10 protein-coding genes and 1 tRNA gene are annotated in these 11,677 nt (G+C 35.0%); 9 read left to right on the top strand and 2 right to left on the bottom strand.

The genetic code is table 11. From position 1 onward, the window contains the following. Positions 1-57 precede the first annotated feature (57 nt). Positions 58-132: transfer RNA gene (locus tag ACJJVP_RS09490), tRNA-Val, on the top strand. Between the two features lie 17 nt (positions 133-149). On the opposite strand, the gene murF is transcribed toward ACJJVP_RS09490, so the two are convergent. After that, positions 150-1,427: a UDP-N-acetylmuramoyl-tripeptide--D-alanyl-D-alanine ligase gene (murF, locus tag ACJJVP_RS09495; RefSeq protein ID WP_405413097.1), complete on the bottom strand. Its 1,278-nt coding sequence runs from the start codon at positions 1,425-1,427 to the stop codon at positions 150-152. Between the two features lie 62 nt (positions 1,428-1,489). Further along, entirely contained in the window at positions 1,490-3,157 is a 1,668-nt protein-coding gene (gene gldJ, locus ACJJVP_RS09500; protein WP_405413098.1) for a gliding motility lipoprotein GldJ, read from the bottom strand. A gap of 440 nt (positions 3,158-3,597) precedes the next feature. Between gldJ and porV the strand changes: the two genes are divergently transcribed. From porV to ACJJVP_RS09540, 8 genes are all read left to right on the top strand, one after another. After that, positions 3,598-4,746, top strand: a complete 1,149-nt coding sequence (gene porV, locus ACJJVP_RS09505) for a type IX secretion system outer membrane channel protein PorV (protein WP_405413100.1) — start codon at positions 3,598-3,600, stop codon at positions 4,744-4,746. Positions 4,747-4,866: 120 nt separating this feature from the next. Next, positions 4,867-5,355: a cytidine deaminase gene (cdd, locus tag ACJJVP_RS09510; RefSeq protein ID WP_405413101.1), complete on the top strand. Its 489-nt coding sequence runs from the start codon at positions 4,867-4,869 to the stop codon at positions 5,353-5,355. 188 nt (positions 5,356-5,543) lie between these two features. Continuing rightward, the gene (gene pdhA, locus ACJJVP_RS09515) at positions 5,544-6,542 is read left to right on the top strand and encodes a pyruvate dehydrogenase (acetyl-transferring) E1 component subunit alpha (protein ID WP_405413104.1); all 999 of its coding nucleotides are present in this window, start codon (positions 5,544-5,546) and stop codon (positions 6,540-6,542) included. Between the two features lie 4 nt (positions 6,543-6,546). Next, positions 6,547-8,187: a 2-oxo acid dehydrogenase subunit E2 gene (locus ACJJVP_RS09520; protein WP_405413106.1), complete on the top strand. Its 1,641-nt coding sequence runs from the start codon at positions 6,547-6,549 to the stop codon at positions 8,185-8,187. Between the two features lie 82 nt (positions 8,188-8,269). Further along, positions 8,270-9,310 (top strand): M28 family metallopeptidase, encoded by a 1,041-nt coding sequence (locus tag ACJJVP_RS09525; protein ID WP_405413108.1) that lies wholly within the window; start codon positions 8,270-8,272, stop codon positions 9,308-9,310. Then, positions 9,310-9,990: an SDR family NAD(P)-dependent oxidoreductase gene (locus tag ACJJVP_RS09530; RefSeq protein WP_405413110.1), complete on the top strand. Its 681-nt coding sequence runs from the start codon at positions 9,310-9,312 to the stop codon at positions 9,988-9,990. Before ACJJVP_RS09525 ends, ACJJVP_RS09530 begins: the two co-directional genes overlap by 1 nt. Positions 9,991-9,992: 2 nt before the next feature. After that, positions 9,993-10,595 (top strand): SprT-like domain-containing protein, encoded by a 603-nt coding sequence (locus ACJJVP_RS09535; RefSeq protein ID WP_405413111.1) that lies wholly within the window; start codon positions 9,993-9,995, stop codon positions 10,593-10,595. Between the two features lies 1 nt (position 10,596). Beyond that, positions 10,597-11,676 (top strand): mannose-1-phosphate guanylyltransferase, encoded by a 1,080-nt coding sequence (locus tag ACJJVP_RS09540; RefSeq protein WP_405413113.1) that lies wholly within the window; start codon positions 10,597-10,599, stop codon positions 11,674-11,676. The last annotated feature ends 1 nt before the right edge of the window (position 11,677 follow it).

Below are 11,677 nucleotides of genomic sequence, written 5' to 3' on the forward strand. Positions count from 1 at the left end.
TTGATTCATTTTGAAATAAGATAAGTAGTATCTTTGTTTACTTGTAAAATTTTGAAGGGGATATTAGCTCAGTTGGTTTAGAGCGCTGCCTTGACAGGGCAGAGGTCACCGGTTCGAATCCAGTATATCCCACATTTGAAATGATATTTTTAAATTAAGTCCAATACTCGTTCTAAGGCCATGCCTCTTGAACCTTTAATTAAAATTGAAGATTTAGATTGAAATGGATTTTGCCTTAAAAATGAGGCGAATTCTTCAAAATTCCTTAGCTTACTATTGTTAGAGGTAGTTAATAGAAAATTTTCCCCAATTAATATTACTTGTTCAAAATTTAATTTTTTTGTTAGGTCGGCAATATTTTGATGTTCTTCTTCTGCAGATTCACCTAATTCGAACATATCACCTAAAACCAATATTTTTCTTTCTCTATTTAAAGAATTGAAATTCTCTAACGCTACTTTCATGCTCGAGGGGTTAGCATTGTAGGCATCGAGAACAATGTAATGACCGTTTTTATTTAATAATTGTGATCTATTGTTGTCGGGAGTATAATTTTCAAGAGCATTTTTTATTTCATTTAATTCAACATTGAAATATTTTGCCATGATTATGGCTGCGCAACAGTTGGGGAAATTGTATGAGCCAATTAAATTAGTCTGTATATTGGTGTCTTCTAAGTTTATGCTGACAAATGGCTGAGCTTCCTTTAACTCTATATTGTAATATTTAGAATTCTCTGAGCTAAATCCGTATTTTTTGGTGTAGTTGCTAACTTTGTCTATTTGAATTGGATCATCGGCATTTAAGAAGATAGATTTGTTGTGGTTGATTAAATAATCGTAAAGCTCGCTCTTGCCTCTTATTACACCTTCGATACCACCGAAGCCTTCTAAATGGGCTTTTCCGAAATTGGTAATATATCCAAAATCTGGCTCAGCAATTTCGCATAAAAACTCAATCTCCTTTAAGTGATTTGCGCCCATTTCAACAATTGCAATTTCAGTGTCAGGTTGAATGGTTAATAATGTTAACGGCACACCTATATGGTTGTTAAGGTTACCTTTGGTGGCTATTGTTCTATAAGTCTTACAAAGTACAGCATTAATTAATTCTTTGGTAGTTGTTTTGCCATTACTGCCGGTTAGACTTACAACCTGCGCTTTAGATTGTCTTCTATGAAAATTAGCTAATTGCTGTAATGTTGTTAAAACATCCTTAACTAGTATTGTTCTGTCATCAATTTGGTATTTCTCTTCATCGATGACCGCTAAGCTAGCTCCGTTGTCCAAAGCTTTTTGAGCATATCTGTTGCCATTAAAGTTATCTCCTTTTAGCGCAAAGAAAATATCGTTTGCTTTAATTTTTCTGGTATCAGTACAGACAGAAGGGTTAGCTAAAAAAACGGAATGTAAATCTTGAATTTTCATAAAATCGAAGATAAAAAAAAGCCCCTTAATAAAGGGGCTTTTTTAGTTCGTAAGGGGGAAAATTATTTAGCTTTTTTTCCTCTAACAGTTTTGTTTTTTGTTTTTGATTTAGAACCAACTCTAGACATTGCACATCTAAAGCCGATATAATCAGTAGCCATATATTGTGGCAAGTATCTTCTTTGTGCTGGGTCTAACCAGTATGCTCTATCTCTCCAAGAGCCACCTTTGTATACTCTAACTTCATCGTTGATTAATGTAGTTCTATTGTTTGAAGCATCATAGCCTTTAACAAGGTTTCCTAATGAATCTCTTTCTACAGAATGCTTAGGGGAGTTGTACATTTTCTTGTTTGGATCTTCTTCTTCACCGTCATTAAATCTGTCATAAAATCTTGAAGAACCAGAATCACCATCTCTATATCCTCTGTTATCACTAGAAGAGAAATTTGTTCTTAAATACGTTTCTTCCTCATCTACTGGTACCATTTTAATTTCGCCTGGTAAATTTACTGCAACTACTTTTCCGTTTGGTAAAGTGTCATAAACAATAGAATCTCTTAAAATATTTACTTTACCATCTTCGCCAATAGCACTTTTCATGTAAATGTTACCTCTATAGTAGTTGAAATCACTTACTTCGTCATCAACTATAGGTCGGTAAACATCAGCTGTCCATTCGGCAACGTTACCAGCCATATCGTAAAGACCTAAATCATTTGGCTTATAAGACATTACTTGAGCAGTAATATCGGCACCATCATCAGACCAACCTGCGATTCCGCCATAATCACCTTTACCTTGCTTAAAGTTTGCTAATTGATCTCCTCTACCTACACGTTGTCCGTTTCGAGTGTAATCACCTTCCCAAGGATATTTTTTTCTTCCTCTATAGTTGTTGTATTCTCTTTGTCCAACTTGTGCCTGTGCAGCATATTCCCACTCCGTTTCGGTAGGTAATCTATATTCTGGCATAATTATACCACTACTTCTTTTTGCGAAAGTAGATGTACTATCTTTTTTCTGCTTTCCTTGTAAAGAATCAATTTGACCGTTATAGACAGATTCTGGTCTGTTCAAATAAGCTTCTGTACTAAAGGTACCTTGTACTTCTCCGGTTGCAGCTTGGTATTTTGCGTCGTCAGATAAAAAACCTTCTCTTTCTAACATTACTTCATTCACACGATCTGTTCTCCATTCAGCGAATTGTGTAGCCTGAATCCAGTTTACACCAACTACAGGGTATTCTGCATATGCTGGGTGTCTTAAGTAATTATTTGTCATTGTCTCGTTGAAACCTAATCTGTTTCTCCAGACCAATGTATCTGGTAAGGCGCCGACATAAATATTAGTGTACTTAGGGTTTTCTGGTGGATAAACACTTTTAAGGTAATCGAGATATTCAAGGTACATAACATTTGTTACCTCGGTTTCGTCCATATAAAAAGACTGTACGTGTTGCGCGGTCGGTGTATTATTCCAATCATGCATCACATCATCTTGTACTTTACCTTTAGTAAATGTACCGCCTTCAACAAAAACCAATCCTGGAGCAGTTTCTTGCTCTTTAAAATCGGTATTATACTGAAAACCACCTTCTTTGGCATTTATTTTCCAACCTGTAGCTCTAGACGTGTTTTTTGAGGATGAAGATTTAGAACAGCTACTAACTGTAAAACCTCCTACTAATACAGTGCATGAGAGTACAACTTTTATTAAATGTTTTTTCATAATTAGGACTTGAGTTCAATTTTCAAATACTATAGTAGTTTGGTTCCTATAGCAATATGATACTGTAATTTCTTTTTATTTGTTTGTCACTTTCGCTCAATAGAACGGTGTTTTCGTGAGATTATTTTATGATTCAAAATAATTTTAAAAATCTCAAAAGTTACTGTCAATAAATTTAGGCTCACTTTAATAGTAAACGCTTAAAACAGTTAATTAGTATGGTTTTGTATATTTCTTTTACAATGATTATTTAGATTATATATTTTAAGATATACTACGGTGCATAAAGGCTTTGATTAATTTGGGAAATTAAATTCTAATAAAAAACTGAATAATGATGCAAGATAACGGGAAAAAGTGCGTTTACATGTAAAATATTAGAGCTTGAAATGGAGTAATGACTATATTTCAGCTTTAAAAAATTAAAGAACTATTTTAAGATGAGAAAAATTTCAATAATTTTCTTTGTATTGATTATCGGTAAGGTTTTTGCCCAAGACGATCAACGTGTAATTACTACGGCGGTTCCGTTTCTTACAATTGCAGCAGATGCTAGATCAGCTGGTATGGGTGATATGGGGGTTGCAACATCTACCGATGCGTTCTCACAACAATGGAATCCCGCTAAATTTGCTTTTGCAGAACAAAAAATCGGGATAGGTGTGAGTTATACACCATATTTGGAAAGTATTATTACGGATATATCTTTGTTAAACGCTAGTTTTTATAATAAAATAGATGAACAAAGTGCGTTCGCTGTAAGTTTGCGATATTTTACGTTAGGAGAAATAGAGCTAAGGCAATTTGCAAATGATCCAGGAACTACTGCTAAACCTAATGAATTAGCTTTAGATGGTTCGTATTCTTTGAAATTAAGTCCAACTTTTTCTATGGCTGTAGGTGGTAGATATATAAGGTCTAACTTAAAATTACCACAGAACGGAACAGAAGATTCTCAAGCAGCAGGGTCTTTTGCTGTAGATGTAGCGGGTTATTATAGGTCTCGAGAAATAGCATATAATAATTTTGATGGTAGATGGAGAGCTGGTTTCAATCTTTCAAATATTGGAGGTAAGATTCAGTACGATGAAGGTGGTCAAGAAAACTTTTTGCCCAGTAAGTTAAGTTTTGGTGGTGGTTTTGATTTTATTTTAGATCAAGATAATGTTATTGGTATTACTACAGAATTTACAAAATTACTTGTGCCGACACCTCAAGATTTTGATGGTGACGGTGATGTTGACTCTGCTGATAATGATATTTATCAAAATGAAAGTGGATTTAGCGGAATATTCAATTCTTTTACTGATGCCCCAGATGGTTTTAGCGAAGAGTTAAAAGAGTTTACATGGGCAATAGGTGCAGAATATGTTTATCAAGATGCTTTTATGTTGAGAACAGGTTATTTTAATGAGAGCGAAGATAAAGGTTCAAGAAAATTCTTTACGTTAGGGGCAGGTTTTAAATTTAAGGCAGCACAAGTAGATTTATCTTACTTATTTTCAACTTCACAAGTTAGAAATCCATTAGAAAATACACTTCGTTTTTCATTGACATTTAATTTAGGAGAAGAGTTTTATAACGATTAACATTTGTTGAATATTTTTAAAAAACCTGCATTTTGCAGGTTTTTTTATGTCCTATAATCTTAGACATCCTATTTTCTGTCACCAAGATTATATTTGTAGATTGATTATAAAAATAAATATATGATAAGCCAAAAGAGTATTAGCTTCCAAATAACGATCTATGATTCATTTGATGAATTAAAAAATAAAGATCAAATTCTAATGTCTGCAGCAGTAAAGGCGAGAGAAAGGGCATATGCTCCGTACTCAAGTTTTAATGTAGGAGCTTCGATTTTACTTGAAAATGGAGAAATTATCGAAGGTAATAATCAGGAGAATGCATCTTACCCATCTGGATTATGTGCAGAAAGGGTTGCTATATTTTATGCAGGTGCAAGATATCCAGGAATGAAAATAAAAGCAATTGCCATAACGGCGGCTTCTTTAAACCATGAAGTTAGCGAGCCTGCGGCCCCTTGCGGTAACTGTAGGCAAGCGATTTCTGAGTATGAATTTAGGCAGCAAGAACCGATTAAAATTTTATTAATGGGTGAAGTAGGTCGTATTATAGAATGCAATTCTTTAGCAGATTTATTGCCGCTTGGTTTTAATAGCAGCTTTCTTAATTAATAAAATTGCAAAAACTATTGTAAATAAACACGTTATACACTTTATTTGTTAAGCATATAATTTCTGAATGGATTTGCCTCTAATATTTTTATCGATTCATTTATATGTGTATTTTTGCTCTTCTTGGATACCTAGGTCATACATACCTCTGTTATCAAATAAAGAATTTAAACCTTTAGTTAAAATTGATGAAAAAAATCACCAAGGAAACGTATTTAAAATGGTATGCAGACATGCTATTTTGGAGAAAGTTTGAGGATAAATTGGCTGCTGTATACATTCAGCAAAAGGTAAGAGGGTTTTTACATTTGTATAATGGGCAAGAAGCTGTTTTGGCTGGTGCTCTTCATGCAATGGATTTAACCAAAGACCGAATGATAACTGCTTATAGAAATCACGTTCAACCTATTGGTATGGGTGTTGATCCTAAAATGGTAATGGCTGAGCTTTATGGTAAAGTAACAGGTACTTCTAAAGGTATGGGTGGGTCCATGCATATCTTTTCTAAGGAGCATCGCTTTCATGGAGGTCACGGTATTGTTGGGGGGCAAATTCCTCTAGGTGCAGGTATGGCCTTTGGTGATAAGTACGCAGGTAGGGATAACGTTACCTTATGTTATATGGGTGATGGTGCTGTAAGGCAAGGGTCTTTACATGAGACTTTCAACTTAGCTATGTTATGGCAATTGCCAGTTGTTTTCATTTGCGAAAATAATGGTTATGCTATGGGGACTTCGGTAGCAAGAACATCTTTTTCTACAGAAATCTGGAAGCTAGGTTTGGGTTATGAAATGCCTTGTGGGCCAGTAGATGGTATGAATCCTGTTACGGTTGCTCAAGAAATGAGTAAAGCTATTGAAAGAGCTCGTAGTGGTGGCGGACCAACTTTCCTTGAAATGAAAACTTACAGATATAGAGGTCATTCAATGTCAGATGCTCAGCATTATAGAACCAAAGACGAAGTTGAAGAATATAAAAAGATTGATCCAATTACTCAGGTGTTGGATATAATCAAAGAAAATAAATACGCAACTGACGATGAAATCAAGGACATTGACAAGAATGTTAAGGTCATGGTTAAGGAGTGCGAGAAGTTTGCAGAAGAATCAGATTATCCACCTATAAACCAATTATATGATATGGTTTACGAACAAGAGGATTTTCCATTTGTTGAACATAAATTTTAATTAGATGGCTATAGTAGTAAATATGCCCCGTTTAAGCGATACCATGGAAGAGGGTACCGTAGCTAAATGGTTGAAAAGCGTTGGAGATAAAATTGAAGAAGGAGATATATTGGCGGAAATCGAAACTGATAAGGCGACGATGGAATTCGAATCTTTCAATGAAGGTACTTTGTTGCATATTGGTATTCAAGAAGGAGATACTGCTCCTGTAGATAGTCTATTAGCGATTATCGGTGATGAGGGAGAAGATATTTCTGCTTTGATCAGTGGAGGTGGTGCAACTGCTTCAGAAGAGGAATCTGCTGAAGAGCCTGTTGCTGAGGATTCTTCTGAAGATGCCGAAGCTCAAGGTTCTGGTGAAATTCCTGAAGGAGTAGAAATCGTTAAGATGCCTCGTTTAAGTGACACCATGGAAGAAGGTACTGTGGCTAGTTGGTTAAAGAAAGTTGGTGATGATGTTGAAGAAGGAGATATTCTTGCAGAGATAGAAACCGATAAGGCTACAATGGAATTTGAGTCTTTTTATAACGGTAAATTGTTATATATAGGTATACAAGAAGGTGAGTCTTCTCCTGTAGATGCAGTTTTGGCAGTTATAGGTCCAGAAGGAACGGATGTTGATGCCGTTTTAAGTAATAATTCTGGCGGAAGTAAAAAGAGTTCTGCTACCGAAGCTAAAAAAGAAGATAAAAAATCTGCAGATACTACTGGTAAGAAAGAGGTTTCTAAATCGGTTGCAGATGGTGAACGTATTTTTGCCTCTCCTTTGGCAAAAAAAATAGCAGCGGATAAAGGTATAGATTTGGCTAGTGTTTCCGGTTCTGGAGATAATGGCAGAATTACTAAAAAAGATATAGAAAATTATACGCCAAGTGCAGCTGCAACTCCTGTTGCTTCATCAAGTGCAAAGGCTGATAATGCAATAGCTTCTCAGCCGGTTTCTATGGCTTTGCCATCTGGTGAGGAAGGTACGGAAGAAGTTAAGAATTCTAATATGCGTAAGGCTATTGCCAAAGCATTGGGTAATTCTAAATTTAACGCACCGCATTTCTATCTTACTATAGAGGTGGATATGGATAATGCAAAAGCTTCACGTGCACAAATAAATAGTTTGCCTGACACCAAAGTATCATTTAATGATATGGTATTGAAAGCTTGCGCAATGGCACTTAAGAAGCATCCACAGGTAAATACTACTTGGAGTGCTGATGCTACAAAATTTCATAAGCATATTCATATGGGTGTTGCTGTAGCAGTAGATGAAGGTCTAGTTGTACCAGTTGTAAAACATGCTGACTTATTGGGCTTAACACAAATAGGTAGTGCTGTAAAAGATTTGGCGGGTAAGGCAAGAAACAAGAAGATTGCTCCATCAGAAATGGAGGGTAGTACATTTACCGTTTCTAATTTAGGTATGTTCGGTATTCTTGAGTTTACAAGTATCATCAACCAGCCAAATTCAGCTATACTTTCCGTTGGTGCAATTGTAGAAAAACCAGTTGTTAAAAATGGGGAGATAGTAGTAGGTAATACTATGAAGTTGACTCTTGCTTGTGATCATAGAACAGTAGATGGTGCTGTGGGAGCACAATTCCTTCAGACATTGAGATATTTTGTAGAGAATCCTGTTACTATGTTAGCGTAGAACATTGATTTAAAAATAGAATTAGAAAAGCATCCTTTCATAGGGATGCTTTTTTTTATCTTTATATTTTAAACTAGATAAGATGATGAAACATATATGTGTAGTTTTTTTTAGCTTTTTACTTTTAAGTTGTGGAAACGCAAAAGTGGATCAGTCAACAGTGTTGAATCCTACGAATCCAAAAGGTGTAAAGGGTTCGGTTCTGCCTGCATCTAAAGATGCTCAATTAGAAAGTGTAAAGTCAAATGTTTCTGTCAAAGCTTTGTCCGTTGATATAGAAGCAATCATGACTTTCTTGACGTCAGATGAATTACAGGGTAGAGATACTGGAAGTGTGGGAATTGAAAAGGCTGCAGATTATATTCAAAATGTATTCAAGAACAATAATGTTCTACCTTATTTTGCAACATATAGAGATACATTGGAAAACTATAGTGACGGTGTAGCTTATAATGTAGTTGGTTTTTTACCTGGGACAGATTCAAAACTTAAAAATGAATTCGTGGTAATTGGCGCACATTATGATCATATAGGCTTGATTAGCGGAGGCGGAGATGATACTATAGCAAATGGTGCCAATGACAACGCATCAGGTACTACTGCTGTTTTGGAATTTGCTAAATATTTTGGTGAACATAAAAACAACAAACGGAGCGTAATTTTTGCCCTATTCACTGCAGAAGAAAAAGGATTGGTAGGTTCTAAGCATTTAGCTAAAAAATTAAAAGAACAAAGTATTAGTTTGTATACTATGCTAAATTTTGAAATGGTTGGTGTGCCAATGGTGGAGAAGGATCATAGTTTGTATTTAACAGGTTATGAATTATCTAATTTAGCAGAAATCAGTAATGGCTATGCCAATAAAAATTTGGTAGGGTTTCTTCCAAAGGCAAAAGAATTTAATTTGTTCAGACGTTCGGACAATGCGCCATTTCATGATGAGTTTAATGTGCCTTCGCAAACCTATAGTTCCTTTGATTTTACCAATTTTGGTGAGTATCATAAGGTAGGTGATGAGGCATTGTTAATTGATTATGATTTTATGGCTAAAATAGTAAGCGAATCTGTACCAATGCTAGAGGGTATTATCAATGCACCTATAAAAGAAGTAAAGTATAACTAATGGAATACATTATAGTAACAGGTACCAGTAGAGGAATAGGATTTGAGTTAAGCAAATTATTGGCTGACGCTGGGTATAAGGTTTTAGCGCTTTCTAGAAATGCAGAACCGATTAAGAATCTTAATCATAAAAATATTGAAGCATTTTCTTTTGATGTCTCCGCTAAAGAAAGTAGAAATCATCTATCTGAATTTTTAAAAGATAAAAGTGCTAATGTTCTAGCGCTTATAAATAATGCGGGTAAGCTTATAAATAAACCATTTCTAGAAATAACAGAAGAGGAATTTAAGGCGGTATATGATGTAAATGTATTTGGTGTAGCCGCTGTGACAAGACTGGCTATTCCTTTCATGAGTAAAAGCGGTCATGTTCTTACCATTAGTTCTATGGGCGGTATACAGGGTAGTGCTAAATTCCCAGGGCTTTCAGCTTACAGTTCAAGTAAAGGAGCGGTATTGACTTTGACGGAATTATTAGCTGAAGAATTTAAAGAAACTGGTCCGTCATTTAACGCATTGGCCTTAGGAGCCGTACAAACAGAAATGTTAGAAGAGGCATTCCCAGGTTATGAAGCTCCGGTAAGTGCAAAGGAAATGGCAGAATATGTAATGGACTTTGCGTTAAAGGGACAGAAAATGTATAACGGTAAAATTTTGCAGGTTAGTAGTAGTACGCCATAATAATGCAGCAAACATTAGCTAAATATCTTCCTGAGTTAGCGGTTAGTCCTTGTTTTGAACTAATTAAGGATACTCAGGTGCATTTAAAAATCGTTAATGAGCGTGTAACTAGGCATGGAGATTATAGAAGAAGAAAAGACGGTAATCATCAAATAACGGTAAATGCTTCTTTAAATAAATACAGGTTCTTAATTACATTAATTCACGAAATTGCCCATTTAATTGCTTTTGAGAAATATGGGCGTGGTATTAAACCGCATGGTCTAGAATGGAAAAAAACATTTCAACATTTAATGATTCCGTTTATTAGACCAGAGATATTTCCATCGCAATTATTACCATTATTAGCTAGACATTTTAAGAATCCAAAGGCAAGTAGTAGTACTGACGCTCAGTTATCTATTGCTTTAAAACAATTCGATGAACAACAATCGGAAAAAACTTACGTTTACGAATTACCGATAGGATGCGTTTTTCGCATCTATAATGGGAAGTTATTTAAAAAAGGAAATAAACGAACCAAGCGTTATGAGTGTGTAGAAATATCTACAGGAAGGATGTTTTTATTTCAACCAAATGCTGAAGTAGAATTAATAAAAAGCTGACATGAATAAAAATTATTATGCCGTTTTAATGGCAGGAGGAGTAGGATCGAGATTCTGGCCAATAAGTACAAGCGAAAATCCGAAACAATTTCATGATATGTTGGGTACAGGTGATACCCTTATTCAGAAAACGTTTCAAAGGTTAAACAAGTTTGTACCTACCGAGAATATTTTAATTCTTACCAACGAGCGTTATAATGATTTAGTGTTAGAGCAATTACCTTTGGTAAAGCAAGAGCAAGTAGTTCTTGAGCCTGCTATGAGAAATACAGCACCATGTATTTTATATGCTGCCATGAAAATTCAGAAAATGAATGAAGATGCGGTTATGATTGTGGCACCAAGTGATCATTGGATCGAAGATGAAGCTGCATTTGCAAAAGATGTAACGGCGTGTTTTAAAAAGTGTGAAAAAGAAGATGTTTTGTGTACGTTAGGTATTAAGCCTTCTTTTCCAAATACCGGTTTTGGGTATATAGAGTCTAATAAAACGGATACTGCTTCAATTAAAAAAGTAAATCAGTTTAGAGAAAAACCTGATTATGAAACTGCGAAAGATTTTCTTGCACAAGGTAACTTTTTGTGGAATGCAGGGATATTTATGTGGAGTGCAAAAACTATAGTCAATGCATTTCAAAATTTTCAACCAAAGCAGTATGCGTTGTTTAGAGATGGTCTAGTATGCTATAATACAGACGATGAAAAGAAGTTTATTTCAGAAAACTATCCGAAGGCTGAAAACATTTCTATTGATTATGCCATTTTAGAAAACTCGAAAGCTATTTACGTTAAAGAGGCTACTTTTGATTGGAATGATTTAGGTACTTGGGGATCGTTATATGATAAGTTAGATAAGGACGAGAATAAAAATGCTATAGTAAATGCGAAAGTATTAACACAAGATGCTAGTGGCAACATGATAAGATCTAAAGCCGGTAAGGTTGTTGTTGTAGATGGTCTTAATGATTATATCATAGTTGATAAAGATGAAGTACTTTTAATCTATCCAAAGACTAAAGAACAAGATATCAAACAAGTTTTAAATAAGGTGAAAGATGCCTTTGGTGATGAATTCGCTTAAT

The sequence above is a fragment of the Maribacter sp. Asnod1-A12 genome (assembly GCF_045063735.1).
Classification (GTDB): domain Bacteria; phylum Bacteroidota; class Bacteroidia; order Flavobacteriales; family Flavobacteriaceae; genus Maribacter.